This is a genomic window from Gudongella oleilytica (assembly GCF_004101785.1).
Lineage (GTDB): Bacteria > Bacillota > Clostridia > Tissierellales > Tissierellaceae > Gudongella > Gudongella oleilytica.
The window spans coordinates 486,830-503,164 of the sequence record NZ_CP035130.1; the positions used below are offsets into that span (position 1 = coordinate 486,830).

Consider the following 16,335-nt stretch of genomic DNA (forward strand, 5'->3'; position numbering starts at 1 on the left):
GATCCCAGTACCCTCAAGCTTATGCTCTCCTTGGATGCAGGCATCGTTATCCCTACATATAATGGACAAAAAGGTCACACTGTATGATCAATAGAGGTGAAGCAGAAAGGATATCACTTGATGCAGTCTGCAATTCACTTAGAGAATATCTATCAAATCGGCAGATAACGGAAATTCCTTTGGAAGATCCAGGTATATTTTGGGATATAGATACTATTCCAGAGCATGAGCAAATTAAAGGTTTCCTGATTCCAGGTTACATAGCTATCAGGACAATAAATCCAGCGTCGTCTATAATGCTCGAAGGTCTTAAAGTTGCATATGTATTAAGCATCTGTGAAAAGAGGAAAGAGCATTTAGATTTCTCGAAGGATTATTTGCAGGGATTGCGTGGAGAGGTCTCTGGCTTATTTACATGATGATCATCTCAATATTTGATTTACCAGCAGCGCATAACTGACGGGGTTAATGTAAGTCTTAGGTTTCTGATCCTTGAGAGCCTTGTGAACGCTGTACTTATTTTATTCCATATGAGAGCTATAAAGCCAGCTGGGACAAGCTAAAGATCACCGGTATTGCCATATGCTGTTTATACAGTAGCTCTTATTCTTCAGGTATTTATATAGCGAGGACGAGACAATGGGCAGGGTCATGATAATAAATGGAGACTATGACAGTGGAAAAACCGGAAGGCTGATCGATCTTTATCAAAGACAGAAGAATGGTAGAGGAGTAAAATTCCTGAATCAGAAGTCGTAACGTTAAAGGTAGCAATCAAATAGACTGCTACCTTTAGCTTATCCCGATAATATTATTTATCGTTTATTTTTACAAATTCACGGGTTTGAAGATACCAAAGAAGCTCTGCCTTTGTCTCGCCCATTTCCTCATCAGGGAATTTGAAGCATGCTGCAGTTCCCTTCTTAAAGCGCAGGAATGTCCCGGATATCTCCTGGCTCCAAAGTGAAAGGTATGGCTGCTGCCCAACGACTATTGCTGCCTCCCCCGGCTCGATTTCCTTCAGCAGCCCTCTAAGCTTGCTGACCCCGCTTCCTGTTCCAAGGAACTCACGGTACGTCGGCTCATCAATTTCCAACTCGACAGCGAGCATTTCAGCCGTTTCCTTAGCTCTAAGGGTAGGGCTTGAGAAAATCCTCAGATTATCATAGCTTTCGATCATTGTTTTAAAACCTGAGACGCTCTTTTTAAGAAGGTTCTTGCCTCTTGCAGACAGTGACCTGAGATCATCCTCTGCTGAAGTTTCCTTGTCCTCTGCAATTCCATGTCTATAAAGTATTAGGTACTTACTCATTTATAAATCCTCCTTTAGAAATTATGTTCCTATCCGCAATGTTACCCAATTTCATTGCGATAATACCTGAAATCACCATTATTGCATTCTATCTTTTGATTTATACCCACAAAAAAGAAAAAACAGTGATCGTGATGATCACTGCATTCTCTTATCAACTCAAATTATGCATTATTTTGTAACAATAGACAATTAAACTGGAGATATGATGTAAAAATAATGGGAACAGCCATTAGAATTCAGATTTTAGGGTATAAAAATATGACAAACAGACTAAATTTGATAGAATTAAGTCATTTTAACACGATATTGCGATATAATGAAATGAGAGTGTACTACCTACAACGATCCGTCTAAAATTTTAGAAAATTGAAGGGTGATTATGATAAAATTTCAAGAAACAACTCAAAGTTTATGGGCTAAAAAATCTACTGACAATAATGAAAAGTGGCTACCACTAATTGTGCATTTAAGAGATGCAGACTTGTGTGCAGATAATTTATGGGAAAAGTGGTTGTCTAAATCAGTAAAATCATTTTTAAGTAAAAATATTATCATTGCCGAAGAATCAGATCCTGAGTTAGAGGCCAAGAAACTTTTTAAGTTTGTATGCTCAAGCCATGACTTAGGAAAAGCAACACCAGTATTTGCATTAGCAAATAATTTCATTAAAAATCCAGTTGTAGAAGTAGAGTTGATAAACAAGTTAGTAAAAAGTGGGTTAAGTGATTTTGAACTAACAAAAACCATCAAAGAGAATAGAGTAAAAATTCATCATTCAAAGGCTTCACAAATTCTATTGGAATCTTATGGTGTAAATGAACGTGTTTCAAGTATAGTTGGATCCCACCATGGCAAACCATATTCTGACAAGAAATATTTAAGAAATTCAATGATTGAATCATACAAGAGACAATTTAGAGGAAATATTCATCAGAATGAAAGCTGGAATAATGCTCAATCTGAGTTGCTTAATGCATGCTTGTTATGGTCAGGATTTGAAAGTGTTAATAATCTTCCGCTTCCAAACCAGCAAGCTCAATTTATTTTAGCTGGATTAGTTATAATGGTGGATTGGATAGTAAGTAATGAATTATATTTTCCTCTATACAACTTTGATTACGATTGGTATGAAGATTTTTCAGATACAAATTGTTTACAAAGAGTAGAGAAAGGCTGGAACAAATTAGGGTTATCCAAGCCTTGGCAATCAAGTGATGCTCAATTCAATTTTGACTTATATTCTGAAAGATTTTCAACCAGTAATGAGAAGTTTAACCCTCGCCCAATGCAAAAATTAGTCATGCAATTAAGCAATAACGTATCTTCTCCAGGGATAATGATTATAGAGGCACCCATGGGTCAAGGTAAAACTGAGGCTGCTTTGGTTGCTGCGGAAATTTTTGCTGAACAAGTTGGGGCTTCTGGAATATACTTTGCACTACCCACTCAAGCAACAACGAATGGCCTATTTCCTCGAATTTTAAAATGGATAGAAAGGCTTGATGATGAATATCACACAATTAAGCTATTACATAGCAAAGCACAATTTAATGAAACATATATAAAAATATTTGAATCTGATTCTCAGATAGACATAGATGGTGAACACAATAAAAAGGAATTTGAAAACTTAAGTGTTCATTCATGGTTTCAAGGCCAAAAAAAATCCTTGCTTTCCGATTTTGTGGTCGGCACAGTTGATCATATTCTTTTAGCTGCTCTAAAACAAAAACACTTAATGCTAAGACACGTCGGTTTAGCGGGTAAAGTGGTGATAATTGACGAATGCCATGCATATGATGCATATATGAACCAATATTTAGGAAGGGCGTTAAGCTGGCTTGGCTCATACGGCGTTCCTGTAATCTTGCTTTCGGCAACCTTGCCGGAAGAAACTAGAAATTTTTTGGTTTCACAATATTGTCAGGATAAGGAAGTTCAAAAGCCAGATGATAAATATGGTTACCCCCTAATAACCTATAGTGATGGAGATGAAGTAAGTTATGCTGGTTTGTATAGTAATGAGTCAGAAAAAGATACTACGATTTACGTAAACAGACTAAAAATTGAGAATTTACTTAGCCTGATAGATGACAAGTTATCTGATGGTGGCAACATGGGGATAATAGTTAACACAGTAAAGCAGGCTCAAGATATATATGATTCAATATCAGCTATTGATTTTGATGGAGATGTTAAACTATTTCATTCTCAATTTTTAGCACCGGATAGGATGAAAAAAGAAGATACTCTTCTTAAGGAATTAGGGCCTGAATCTGTGTCCAGTAGACCGTATAAGGGAGTTATTATAGGAACTCAAGTATTAGAACAGTCGTTAAATATTGATTTTGACATTCTGGTGTCAGAGCTATGTCCAATGGACTTGTTGATTCAAAGAGTAGGCAGGCTTCACCGGTTCAGGACAAAACGCCCTGAAAAATTAATAAATCCAGAATTACACATATTTGGATTAGAGGATGATATTTCATCAGGAACAAAAAAAGTATATGGCGAGTGTCTTTTAGAAAGAACAAAAAGATTATTGCCAAATCAATTAACTTTACCAAAAGACATTCCAGCTCTGGTCCAGCATACTTATGATTTATCATATGAAATCCCAGAATTAGATGAAAATTACTATATATATTTAGAGAAACATCAAATAAGAATTAGTCATAAAGAATCTAAAGCCCAAGCATTTCTGCTTACTAAACCTTCTAATGATCAGGATTTATATCTTCAACGACAACTTGATTTTCAAGATGTTCAATCAAATTCCGAACAAGCTGCAACAGCCCAAGTCAGGGATAGCGGAGATTCTCTAGAGATTATTTTGTTAAAAAAGATAGATGATGATTGTGTTACATTTGCGGGACTTGAATCTAAAGATAATTATATTTATCTGAATTATACGCCTGATTATGAACAAGCCAGAAGGATTGCTCAGCAAACAATAAGACTGCCATTTGTTTTTTGCTTGCCAAGTATCATTGATAAGACCATATCAGTGTTAGAAGAAATGACTCTGAGACAATGCCCTGAATTCTTAAAGTCACCTTGGCTAGAGGGACAATTATTTTTAATTTTAGACGAAAACAATAAAGGAAAGCTTTTGGGCTATGATGTGTCATATTCCATGGATTTAGGATTTCAATACTCAAAAGAAAGAGAGGATGATTAGTCTTGGAAAAAGAATTTAACTTAATTGATGAATCTTGGATTCTGGTCTTGGATAAAAAAGGGCAAACAAAGGAACTATCTATCTTTGAGACTTTAGAACAAGCTCCTGATTTAATCAAATTGGCGGGTGAAAGTGTTGCCCAAGATTTTGCCATGCTTAGGCTATTGCTAGCCATATTGCATGCGGTGATTGGGAAAAGAGAAGATGGTTCATACACTAAGTTAGGGGAAACAAGAAATCCAGATTCCAGAGAAGGTCAGCTGGACAGGTGGAAATATTTATGGGAGAAAAAAACCCTCCCAATCGATGACATAGAAGCTTATCTAAGAGAATATTACGATAGATTTTATCTATTTCACCCAGAGACTCCCTTTTATCAGATGAGTGGTGAAATTGCAACTCAAGGATCAATGTACAAAGTTTCTAAATTGAATGGCAATATTGTAGAAAGTAGCAATTCTAATACAAATAGGATATTTTCAAATAGACAGGGTGATATGAAGGACAGACTTAGCTATTCTGAAGCCGCTAGGTGGTTATTGTTTTTAATAGGTTTTGATGATACCAGCTTAAAAAAGAGAGTTAATCCCGAAAAAAACAGCATCTCCAAGGGCTGGTTAGGGGATTTAGGTTTAATTGCAAATGAGGGAAATAACTTATTTGAGACGTTAATGCTAAACTTAGTCTTATTAAGGGATGCAGATAGAGAGTTGTGGATGACAGAGCGTCCTGTCTGGCAGCGAGAACCAATAAAAATGGACAGGGTACCAGTAGAATTTCCCGATAATTCATCTGAAATACTTACTTTACAATCCAGACTTGTTAAATTAAATCGAGATGAAAAATCACAAGAGATTACAGGATTTTATATATTAGGCGGTAACTTTTATCAAAAAGACATTGAAGTCATCAATGAACATATGACTATATGGAAAAAAGGGGGTAACAAATCAGAACGACAATATCAACCTAAAGTGAATACTCCAGATAAACAAGCATGGAGAGATTTAGGTTCGTTATTAGCAGCAAAGGTACAAGATGATGAAATTCCTAAACCTGGTGTGATTAGATGGGTAGAAAACTTATTAGACCATGATATTGATTTAGAATTTATTAGATTAATAACTGCAGGTGTTAAGTATGGAGGACCACCGGCAAATGAGATCCAAGACCACTTTTCTGATAGCATAGGATTTTCATCAGAATTGATAAAAGAGAAAAACCTTTACTGGCAAATTAGAATTGTCAATCAAGTTGGAGTATGCGATAAATTGGCGGATTACATATATTCTCTTTCCATAGATCTCGAATATGCAAAGGGAAATACTGGGAGATCTAAAGATACTGTCAGAAGAAATAAAGCGAGAGCCTACGAGCTAATGGACCCTTATTTTAGGGAATGGCTGGAAAGCATAAGGCCTGAAGAGGACGATATAGGAATTAAAGTTGAAGAATGGCAGGATAGGGCAAAGAAGTTAATTATAAAACTAGGAAAAACTCTTGTAGAAGAAGCTGGGGGAATTGCATTGGTAGGAAGGGAGGATGATGGGAAATTTTACACTTCAGCACGAGCATATAATATTTTTTCATCTAGAGTGAAGAATGTTTCAGAGGAGGTGATTTAAGATGACAGATACAAGTAAATTAATCGTTGCTAACATTAAAAAGAAGATTGCGGTTTTAAAAAATAATTCACATGATGGGACCGTAAAGGCTGACATGGCAAATTTAAGAAAAGGTGTTGGGAAAAAGCCAGGAGAGCTTCCTCAAATATGGGGCTTAATTTACGAAGACTTACCGGAAGAACTATTCGGCAAAGGGGAGAAAGCCAGCAAAGAAGAATGGGCGATTTACATTCCTTTAACAATGTTTGCACTTCACCAGCAAGGGTCTGATATAAAGACTAATTGCATGCATGAAGAAGGCAAATATCTTGGGTATGCCGTAGGAGATTTAGTAAGGGATAAGCAATCATTAAAGAGAATAAAAAATCGTTTTGATGCTTTAGTCACTTCTCAAAGCGTAAAGGAACTATCCAATCACCTTAGAGGGATAATACAGTTAATGAAAGCTGAAGGGGTACATCTGGATTATGGAAGCCTGGCAAATGATATATACTGGTTTCAAATACCAAGTAAGAAAAATAATGTAACTTTACAATGGGCCAGGCAATTTTACTTAACGACGAACAAAAAAGAAAGGGAGGAAGAAGAAAATGGGAAATAGATTGTTTTGTGATGTACATGTATTGCAAAGTTTACCGCCTTCTTGCGTGAATAGGGACGATACTGGAAGTCCGAAAACAGCGATCTATGGGGGAGTAACTAGGTCAAGAGTATCATCTCAATCATGGAAGAGGGCTATGAGACTTTATTTTAAAGAAATATTTGCTGATGAAGAAATTGGGATAAGAACAAAAAAGGTAAAGCAATTGTTGGTAGAAGAGCTATCAAAACATGAATCAATTCAGGAACCAGAAAAAATAATTGAGGAAATACTGACTCATGTAGATAGTAATGCAAAGAAAGATAAATCTGATACTTTATTTTTCATTAGCAAACAACAGATGGAGGCTCTTGTTAACTTGGCTCTGGAGAATCCTAAGGGTGAATTAAATAAAGAAGACGTTAAGAGAGCATATAATTCTAAACCGAGTATCGACATGGCATTATTTGGAAGGATGGTAGCAAAAGATCAGGATCTAAATACTGATGCATCATCTCAAGTTGCCCATGCCATATCAACCCATGCAGTATCTAATGAATATGATTATTTTACAGCTGTAGACGATATTGATAATGAAGAACATGCCGGTGCAGGGCATATAGGTACAACTGAGTACAACTCTTCAACAGTATATCGTTATGCTACAGTAGCTGTCCATGACTTGTATGACCAGTTAGGAGATGATGTGCCTAGAGTTGTAAAAGGCTTTATTGAGGCGTTCGTCAAGTCTATGCCAACGGGCAAACAAAATTCTTTTGCCAATAGAACCTTACCAAGTTTGGTTTTGGTTAATATGAGAACTGATCAACCAATTAATTTAGTAGCAGCCTTTGAACAACCTATTTATCCTGGGGAAAGTGGTTTTATAAAACCATCAGCAAAGCAATTGGAATCTTATGAAACAAATCTTTATAAAAGCATGGCTTCAAAACCAAGTCAATCATTTTTAGTACATGATGGTTCAATTATTACCAATAGGGAGTCAATAGATTTAAACACATTATTCGAAGAGGCTGAGGCATATATAGAAGAGTATGCTAATAATTTTGAGGGTGAGTAACAATGACTTCCACATTATTACTAAGATTATCAGGACCTATGCAGTCTTGGGGCACTAGCTCTAATTTTGAAACTAGAAGAACTGACAGGATTCCCAGTAAATCAGGAATAGTTGGCATGATAGGAGCAGCCTTAGGCATGACAAGAGGAGATGATTTTCGAAGTCTATCTGAAAAATTAAGAGTAGGCTTTAGGGTGGACAGACCCGGCAAACTATTACTTGATTTTCATACCGTACAACCCATAGATTTAAATGGGAAGCTAACATATAGGGAATATCTATGTGACGCAGTTTTTCTTGCAGGAATTGAATCAGACGATACTACAATCTTTGAGATATCTAAAGCAATAAACAACCCTTTTTATCCCATTTATTTAGGCAGAAGATCATGTCCTCCTGACAAACCAGTATTTTATGCTATAAAGGTAAATGCAGAATTAGAGGATTCTCTGATAGATGAAATGCCATTGGTCGAAGATACAGGAAGTTTTGGCTCATTACCTATTTATTACGAACCTAAGAATATTGATCCATCTACCCGGTTTGTAAGAGATGAGGTAGTATCTTTTGATATGTCTTATAGGCACCATAGAAACAGACCAGCAAAAATGATAAACAAGGCTCTATACATTGACCATGATCCCATGGCTGAGTTGTATATGTCAGAACAAGAATCAGGTGGTGAAAAAAATGTACATGACTCAGATTGAGCTGGACATAAGTAAAAGAAAAACCAAAGAAACATTTACAAATCCTAACTTGATCCATGGAATGGTTGAAGGAAGTTTTGATGCCAAAGAAAGAATATTATGGAGGGTTGACCAAAGAAGCAATAAGTACTATTTGATATTAATAAGCAACTCGGAGGGAGACTTTTCCAGATTGATTCAAGAAATAGGATTTGAAGATGATGAAAATAGCATACAACATAAAGATTATGAGCAATTTTTAGCGAACTTAACAAATGAACAAGTGTGGAGATTTAAGCTTAAGGCCAATACCATAAAGAGCTTAAGTCATGGGAAAGGCAGTAGAAGCAAAATTGTTCCTCTATTAAAACCGGAGGATCAGTTAGAGTGGTTATACAATAGGGAGGGAAAATTCGGTGTAAACTTTGACAAAAACGCAACTATAGTCACATCGACTTATTGGGAAAAATTTATGAAGCAAAATAAACATAGAATAACTTACAAAATTGCTGTTTTTGAAGGGATACTCACAATTACAAATATAGAAAAGTTCAGGCAGGTAATGAAGGAAGGTATTGGGAGACAAAAAGCTTATGGATGTGGACTATTAACACTAGTTAGGGTGATGTAAATGTCTATTAATTTTGGATTGGAGAAACCAAAGAAGCAGTTACTACCAAGGGTTAGGGACAGGATTAGCTTTTTATATTTAGAACACTGTAAAATTAACAGACAAGACGGAGCAATTTCCTGTCAAGATGAAAAGGGGACAGTGTTGGTACCTGCAGCCACAATCAGTGTTTTGCTTTTAGGGCCAGGAACATCAGTTGCTCATAGGGCAGTAGAATTAATATCAGCCGTAGGTGCTAGTATAGTATGGATAGGTGAGGAAGGTGTTAGATATTATGCTAATGGAGAAGGATTAACTACATCTTCCAATTTAATAATGAAGCAGGCAAAACTTATAAGTAATGAGCGTTCAAGACTTTCGGTTGCAAGGAATATGTACCAAATGAGGTTTCCAAATGAAATAGTAGAAGGCTTAACAATGCAACAGTTAAGGGGTCGTGAAGGAAGCAGGATTAGAAAAACCTATAGAGAATGGTCAAGAATAACTGGAGTGCCTTGGGATAAAAGAACCTATGATCCTGAAAACTATGAAACAGGTACTCCGATAAATCAAGCTCTTTCAGCGGGTCATGCATGCCTTTACGGTTTATGCCATTCAGTTATTGTAGCCTTGGGTTGTTCTCCAAGTTTGGGGTTTATCCATACAGGACATACTCGGGCTTTTGTGTATGACATTGCGGATATTTACAAAGCAGAGGTCACAATCCCAATTGCCTTTCAAGTCGCAGCAGAAGAACCGGATGATATTGGAGCTGAAGTGAGGCATAGGTGTAGAGATTATTTTCATAATAATAAATTAATAGAGCAAATTGTTAAAGATATTAAAATTCTACTTGATGAAGAGGAATGTGAAATCGAAGTAGAAACATCATACCTTTGGGACAAAGATCATCTCTTAAAACATGGAGTTTCTTATAGGCTCAATGACGAGGATAAGTGAGGTGCTGTAAATGATTGTAATTACAGTTACTAATTGCCCTAGATCATTAAGGGGGGATTTGACCTTATGGCTTCAAGAAATCGATACTGGAGTTTTTGTAGGTAGAGTAAGCGCCAGAGTTAGAGAAGAACTGTGGGCAAGAGTAAATGAAAATATTATTAATGGATCAGCAACTTTAACATTTGGAACAAACAATGAACAAGGGTATACTTTTACAACCTTAAATACCAATAGAAAGGTTTTGACACATGGAGGAGTTACTCTGGTACAAATACCAAGAGATGATGAAAGGGAAATTGTTTCAAAGAACAAAGGTTATTCTAAAGCATCTAAGATGATGAAGGCAAAAAATTCTTCAAAATATAAAAAAGGGGTTAACCTACCTGATGAATATGTAATCTTGGATATAGAAACCACAGGAACCAATAAAAACCAGGATGAAATAATCGAGATTGGTGCCTTGTTTGTTTCAAAAAATATTGTAATCGATACATTCAATGCTTATACAAAGATTAAGGGTAAAATCCCAGATAAAATAAGTGAAATGACTGGAATCGACTATAGTGTCATTAAATCTAAGGGAGTGGATTTAGTAGTAGCCTTAAAAGATATAAAAGAATTTATTGGGAATAAACCAATTGTTGGACATAAGATAATCTTTGATGTTGATTTTTTAAACAAAGCATTTACTGCAAATAATATGGGGACTATAAGTAATTTTTATATAGACACCTCTGCTTTGGTGAGAAAGATCGAACCAAAATTATCGTCATATACTTTGGAGTTTTTAGCTAGATATTATGAAATAAATGTTGAAAAATTTCATAGAGGGCTTTGTGATTGTTATACAACATTTGATCTAATCCAAAAGTTAAATGAAAAAGAACAAAATTAATTTTAAAATGGCTTATTATGAGGATCTATTTACTGTGTTCCCCGCACACGCGGGGGTGATCCCTCTAAAGTAGTCTCCTCAGCTGCTGGATCCACGTGTTCCCCGCACACGCGGGGGTGATCCTTCCTTATGTGCGTCTGGATCCTTCTTTACTTCGTGTTCCCCGCACACGCGGGGGTGATCCTATTACGAGATGGAGTAGTTATAGGGGAGGTCAGTGTTCCCCGCACACGCGGGGGTGATCCTGGGTAATGCATAGAGATCTTGAGAAGCAGCTTGTGTTCCCCGCACACGCGGGGGTGATCCTGCTCAATAATCAGAAATTCGACATGAAAAAGTGTGTTCCCCGCACACGCGGGGGTGATCCTATGCTTAAGAGACACAGCGCCTACAAGACGGTGTGTTCCCCGCACACGCGGGGGTGATCCTGGCAAATGATGTTAAATTGTCAATCAAAAATGGTGTTCCCCGCACACGCGGGGGTGATCCTATCTGGTAAGTAAAGCTGAGTCTGATTCGGCTGTGTTCCCCGCACACGCGGGGGTGATCCTGTGCCGATAACCTCCATGCTAATCATTGGTTCGTGTTCCCCGCACACGCGGGGGTGATCCTAAGATTTTTCTATCCTCGTAATTAACAGTTAAGTGTTCCCCGCACACGCGGGGGTGATCCTAATGCTTCATTTGAGACTAATTCCTTATTACGGTGTTCCCCGCACACGCGGGGGTGATCCTGGATGATGGAATGGTTCAAATTATACTGGCGAGTGTTCCCCGCACACGCGGGGGTGATCCCGGACATAGCGTGTCCGGTCGGGTTGCAAAAACGTGTTCCCCGCACACGCGGGGGTGATCCATGGATATAATGATCTTTATACCGCCATTTGGGAGTGTTCCCCGCACACGCGGGGGTGATCCTTAAGTACGCCAATCTATATATCGGGTTTTAGGGTGTTCCCCGCACACGCGGGGGTGATCCTCGTGTACTGCAGGTGAGCAGCTCTCAGATCAGGTGTTCCCCGCACACGCGGGGGTGATCCTATCCCAAGAGCGCAGCTTGTTATTGCAGACATGTGTTCCCCGCACACGCGGGGGTGATCCTTAAGAAAAGGGCTCGAGGCGGCAGGGGAAAAGGTGTTCCCCGCACACGCGGGGGTGATCCTGGACAATATCATATCAAGCCTTGCAAATGATGGTGTTCCCCGCACACGCGGGGGTGATCCTGCATTGGACGGAGCGTAGCCGTTCGAGTTCTCGTGTTCCCCGCACACGCGGGGGTGATCCTAGCCATTTATCGAGGTTATATCGACCTCTTGAGTGTTCCCCGCACACGCGGGGGTGATCCTATATCTTCCAGGATAATATTCATGCCTTTCAAGTGTTCCCCGCACACGCGGGGGTGATCCTGCGTTTGAAATGTGGTCCTCATGGGCTGAGAAGTGTTCCCCGCACACGCGGGGGTGATCCTGTTAATGCGCTACTGAGAGGCGACATATCCGCGTGTTCCCCGCACACGCGGGGGTGATCCTAATAATTCCTGGGATCCCTGTCGCAAAAGGCAGTGTTCCCCGCACACGCGGGGGTGATCCTGGGTTGGCTGTTATTATAGGGAAGAGAGTGTTGTGTTCCCCGCACACGCGGGGGTGATCCTGAGATACTATGTAGCGTACATTGACGAAGAAGGTGTTCCCCGCACACGCGGGGGTGATCCTAATGCAAACATTGGGTTAGCTCCTGTTGTCAAGTGTTCCCCGCACACGCGGGGGTGATCCTAGGCTCTATCCTCAAACTGTGTGACTGCCATTGTGTTCCCCGCACACGCGGGGGTGATCCTTTAGTTTTATTGTCGTACTGACTATTCTTGCTGTGTTCCCCGCACACGCGGGGGTGATCCTATCTTGCAGATCCTTTTCATGTTCTTAATTCTGTGTTCCCCGCACACGCGGGGGTGATCCTGAGGAGTACATAAGCTATGAGTGCAAGAGCTGGTGTTCCCCGCACACGCGGGGGTGATCCTAAGTTGAGGTACACTCTTGTTTTTTTTCGTGAGTGTTCCCCGCACACGCGGGGGTGATCCTTTGTAGCTGACTATCTAAGTACAACAAACGAGGTGTTCCCCGCACACGCGGGGGTGATCCTGATGATGAGGCTGAATGGCTGATTGACAAGGTGTGTTCCCCGCACACGCGGGGGTGATCCTCAGATTACCGCTTATTGGTCGAAAGGGGAGTGGTGTTCCCCGCACACGCGGGGGTGATCCTGATTCATCATCATATCTATCTTCGAGAATCCCGTGTTCCCCGCACACGCGGGGGTGATCCTGTAATCCTGTACCTGGCCTATAAATAAAAGTGGTGTTCCCCGCACACGCGGGGGTGATCCTGGGGCATATTTACTCTTAAAGAACGGGTTATCGTGTTCCCCGCACACGCGGGGGTGATCCCAAAGTACAAGTAAGATTTGGAAAAGGTGATGTGTGTTCCCCGCACACGCGGGGGTGATCCTAGTAGAATCAGTGATTATGGATTTCAAGAAATGTGTTCCCCGCACACGCGGGGGTGATCCTCTTGTCCTGGCTTGTCCCATAGCCGGCGCCGCGTGTTCCCCGCACACGCGGGGGTGATCCTATAGGTTGCATAAGGCATACCTATAGCATCTGGTGTTCCCCGCACACGCGGGGGTGATCCATGGACAATGAAAAGAAATCGCCTGGACAATATTGTGTTCCCCGCACACGCGGGGGTGATCCTTTCAGATGAGCTTTGACACTTAAAACTGTAGCGTGTTCCCCGCACACGCGGGGGTGATCCTACCTGATATAATATAATTATTTAATTTATATAGTGTTCCCCGCACACGCGGGGGTGATCCGGCGTCGAGCGCTGGAACAAATCTGATCAATGGGTGTTCCCCGCACACGCGGGGGTGATCCTGCGCGTCAGCGAAGCGAAGGAAGGGCTGTGACGTGTTCCCCGCACACGCGGGGGTGATCCTATCGTAATCCTGGCGACGCTGAACTTCTTCGAGTGTTCCCCGCACACGCGGGGGTGATCCTTATTCGCTGCTAAGCAATACAGCCTCGGTCGAGTGTTCCCCGCACACGCGGGGGTGATCCTGCTTATGGGATTTCCTTCTGCATTTTTAAGCAGTGTTCCCCGCACACGCGGGGGTGATCCTAGCCCTTTAGTAAATTATACAAAGATTTCACCGTGTTCCCCGCACACGCGGGGGTGATCCTGAGATTACTAAGAGCAGATGAAATTGAATGTAGTGTTCCCCGCACACGCGGGGGTGATCCTACTCGCAAATCCTATACTTTACTTCATCTCGCGTGTTCCCCGCACACGCGGGGGTGATCCGTAGTGAGCTGATGCCCCTCTGTGGACTGCCTTGTGTTCCCCGCACACGCGGGGGTGATCCTGATTAATGATATGAACATACCAGAGATGCGAAGTGTTCCCCGCACACGCGGGGGTGATCCTCTCTTCCAAGGCGCTGTATACAGTCTTGTTTGGTGTTCCCCGCACACGCGGGGGTGATCCTCGTCCACGTCGATTTTGTCAAGGTCCAGAAGGGTGTTCCCCGCACACGCGGGGGTGATCCTGACGTTGATAGCAGATGTTAAACCAAGGATAGGTGTTCCCCGCACACGCGGGGGTGATCCTACAGCTAAGCCTTGCAAGTGTAGGGAGGTTAAGTGTTCCCCGCACACGCGGGGGTGATCCTGATGTTCTAGTCAAATGGTTGAAAGAGAACAAGTGTTCCCCGCACACGCGGGGGTGATCCTGGCAAATGCAGTAGAAGTACCATACACAAGAGGTGTTCCCCGCACACGCGGGGGTGATCCTGGACTTTACACCAATATAGGATATCAACTTAAGTGTTCCCCGCACACGCGGGGGTGATCCCACACGCTGCTGATATGCTATCAAGTAGAATGGGTGTTCCCCGCACACGCGGGGGTGATCCTGAGCACCCAGACAGACTCTTTCAAACTGTGCGGTGTTCCCCGCACACGCGGGGGTGATCCTTGGCCAGAGGTTTTAGGATTCGAGGTTTTTAGGTGTTCCCCGCACACGCGGGGGTGATCCGGATAAAGTTCAACACCTTCGCCGGTCGGTCGTGTGTTCCCCGCACACGCGGGGGTGATCCTATCAAATCGGAAGAACCTACTTCAAGGAAAGAGTGTTCCCCGCACACGCGGGGGTGATCCTGAAGCTCCAATTTTCTGAATGTACCTCTCCAAGTGTTCCCCGCACACGCGGGGGTGATCCGGAGTACATCATCAGACATATGCTCTGGGGTGGGTGTTCCCCGCACACGCGGGGGTGATCCTATAATGTTGTTGTTGTCGAATATATCCAAAGAGTGTTCCCCGCACACGCGGGGGTGATCCTGGGAATGCAATGGACACCTGAAGAAGCAAAAAGTGTTCCCCGCACACGCGGGGGTGATCCTAATAGATATACTACTATCATTCTGTCACCTCTGTGTTCCCCGCACACGCGGGGGTGATCCTAATATATCCCACTCTTACTCACCTTTTTTATAGTGTTCCCCGCACACGCGGGGGTGATCCTTGGGTATCTTTTTTTTTATCCATAAGTTTACTGTGTTCCCCGCACACGCGGGGGTGATCCTACGATTGCCTTTGCTGCATTTCTTCTCTCTTTGTGTTCCCCGCACACGCGGGGGTGATCCTTGGGTATCTTTTTTTTTATCCATAAGTTTACTGTGTTCCCCGCACACGCGGGGGTGATCCTACGATTGCCTTTGCTGCATTTCTTCTCTCTTTGTGTTCCCCGCACACGCGGGGGTGATCCTAGGGGGCTTTGCCATGCTTTGAATTGTTTGGAGTGTTCCCCGCACACGCGGGGGTGATCCTATGATACCAGAACAAAACGCTAATCTAACCATGTGTTCCCCGCACACGCGGGGGTGATTTTGCACCTTCCAGTTCTTTGCTCTCCAATGGCAACGTACCCAAGGGTAGGAACAAAAAAGTAAAAACCGTGCAATCATTACGATTACACGGTTTTCTCTTGGTCGGGGTGAGAGGATTTGAACCCCCGGCCCCATGGTCCCAAACCACGTGCGCTACCAAGCTGCGCTACACCCCGACATTTTGTGTCAACTACTTAATTATAAGCTGAGTCATGGAAAAAAGCAAGTGCTTTTTACAAACGAATTTTCATTATATCAATAAAAATCCATACAATTTTTATTGACTACTCCTACTCATTATGATAGCATATCACTCAGTGAAAATTAAATATCTTGATTACCTTATCAAGAGAGGTGGAGGGATAGGCCCGATGAAACCCGGCAACCTGGTAATACAGGTGCTAATTCCTGCAGAATGAAGATTCTGAAAGATGAGGTGTAGTGAAAACTTACACC

At 41.7% G+C, this 16,335-nt stretch carries 10 protein-coding genes, 1 tRNA gene, 1 CRISPR repeat array and 1 riboswitch; of the genes, 9 read left to right on the forward strand and 2 right to left on the reverse strand.

The features are described 5' to 3' along the window. Nucleotides 1-83: 83 nt before the first annotated feature. Entirely contained in the window at nt 84-419 is a 336-nt protein-coding gene (locus EC328_RS02225; protein WP_128425294.1) for a hypothetical protein, read from the forward strand. A 392-nt stretch (nt 420-811) separates the two neighbouring features. Here the strand turns inward: EC328_RS02225 and EC328_RS02230 are convergent, their stop codons facing one another. After that, nucleotides 812-1,312: a SixA phosphatase family protein gene (locus tag EC328_RS02230; protein ID WP_128425295.1), complete on the reverse strand. Its 501-nt coding sequence runs from the start codon at nt 1,310-1,312 to the stop codon at nt 812-814. Nucleotides 1,313-1,694: 382 nt separating this feature from the next. On the opposite strand from EC328_RS02230, the gene cas3 reads away from it, so the two are divergent. Genes cas3 through cas2e form a run of 8 tightly spaced genes read left to right on the forward strand, consistent with a single transcriptional unit; the run spans nt 1,695 to nt 10,936 of the window. Next, the gene (gene cas3, locus EC328_RS02235) at nt 1,695-4,496 is read left to right on the forward strand and encodes a CRISPR-associated helicase Cas3' (RefSeq protein ID WP_128425296.1); all 2,802 of its coding nucleotides are present in this window, start codon (nt 1,695-1,697) and stop codon (nt 4,494-4,496) included. Between the two features lie 2 nt (nt 4,497-4,498). Continuing rightward, nucleotides 4,499-6,121: a type I-E CRISPR-associated protein Cse1/CasA gene (gene casA, locus EC328_RS02240; protein ID WP_128425297.1), complete on the forward strand. Its 1,623-nt coding sequence runs from the start codon at nt 4,499-4,501 to the stop codon at nt 6,119-6,121. 1 nt (nt 6,122) lies between these two features. Further along, entirely contained in the window at nt 6,123-6,722 is a 600-nt protein-coding gene (casB, locus tag EC328_RS02245) for a type I-E CRISPR-associated protein Cse2/CasB (protein WP_128425298.1), read from the forward strand. Then, the gene (gene cas7e, locus EC328_RS02250) at nt 6,712-7,782 is read left to right on the forward strand and encodes a type I-E CRISPR-associated protein Cas7/Cse4/CasC (RefSeq protein ID WP_128425299.1); all 1,071 of its coding nucleotides are present in this window, start codon (nt 6,712-6,714) and stop codon (nt 7,780-7,782) included. Before casB ends, cas7e begins: the two co-directional genes overlap by 11 nt. Before the next feature lie 2 nt (nt 7,783-7,784). Continuing rightward, a complete protein-coding gene (gene cas5e / locus EC328_RS02255) occupies nt 7,785-8,492 on the forward strand; it encodes a type I-E CRISPR-associated protein Cas5/CasD (RefSeq protein ID WP_128425300.1) in 708 nt (235 codons plus the stop codon). Continuing rightward, nucleotides 8,473-9,102 (forward strand): type I-E CRISPR-associated protein Cas6/Cse3/CasE, encoded by a 630-nt coding sequence (cas6e, locus tag EC328_RS02260; protein WP_164906006.1) that lies wholly within the window; start codon nt 8,473-8,475, stop codon nt 9,100-9,102. The genes cas5e and cas6e overlap by 20 nt, the downstream gene beginning before the upstream one ends. Continuing rightward, nucleotides 9,103-10,041: a type I-E CRISPR-associated endonuclease Cas1e gene (cas1e, locus tag EC328_RS02265; protein ID WP_128425302.1), complete on the forward strand. Its 939-nt coding sequence runs from the start codon at nt 9,103-9,105 to the stop codon at nt 10,039-10,041. It abuts the gene before it with no gap. Nucleotides 10,042-10,051: 10 nt separating this feature from the next. After that, on the forward strand, nt 10,052-10,936 hold the full coding sequence (gene cas2e / locus EC328_RS02270; protein WP_128425303.1) for a type I-E CRISPR-associated endoribonuclease Cas2e: 885 nt from the start codon (nt 10,052-10,054) through the stop codon (nt 10,934-10,936). Nucleotides 10,937-10,970: 34 nt separating this feature from the next. After that, nucleotides 10,971-15,881: direct repeats of the CRISPR family, unit length 29 nt; unit sequence GTGTTCCCCGCACACGCGGGGGTGATCCT. A 97-nt stretch (nt 15,882-15,978) separates the two neighbouring features. On the opposite strand, the gene EC328_RS02275 is transcribed toward cas2e, so the two are convergent. Continuing rightward, nucleotides 15,979-16,055 (reverse strand) — tRNA-Pro (locus EC328_RS02275). 163 nt (nt 16,056-16,218) lie between these two features. Next, nucleotides 16,219-16,317, forward strand: a riboswitch (SAM riboswitch). Nucleotides 16,318-16,335: the final 18 nt, after the last annotated feature.

Bases quoted from the DNA above. Each gene is read 5' to 3' on its own strand.
- EC328_RS02225 (WP_128425294.1), top strand. From the start codon at position 84: ATGATCAATAGAGGTGAAGCAGAAAGGATATCACTTGATGCAGTCTGC.
- EC328_RS02230 (WP_128425295.1), bottom strand. From the start codon at position 1,312: ATGAGTAAGTACCTAATACTTTATAGACATGGAATTGCAGAGGACAAG.
- cas3 (WP_128425296.1), top strand. From the start codon at position 1,695: ATGATAAAATTTCAAGAAACAACTCAAAGTTTATGGGCTAAAAAATCT.
- casB (WP_128425298.1), top strand. From the start codon at position 6,123: ATGACAGATACAAGTAAATTAATCGTTGCTAACATTAAAAAGAAGATT.
- cas7e (WP_128425299.1), top strand. From the start codon at position 6,712: ATGGGAAATAGATTGTTTTGTGATGTACATGTATTGCAAAGTTTACCG.
- cas5e (WP_128425300.1), top strand. From the start codon at position 7,785: ATGACTTCCACATTATTACTAAGATTATCAGGACCTATGCAGTCTTGG.
- cas6e (WP_164906006.1), top strand. From the start codon at position 8,473: ATGTACATGACTCAGATTGAGCTGGACATAAGTAAAAGAAAAACCAAA.
- cas1e (WP_128425302.1), top strand. From the start codon at position 9,103: ATGTCTATTAATTTTGGATTGGAGAAACCAAAGAAGCAGTTACTACCA.
- cas2e (WP_128425303.1), top strand. From the start codon at position 10,052: ATGATTGTAATTACAGTTACTAATTGCCCTAGATCATTAAGGGGGGAT.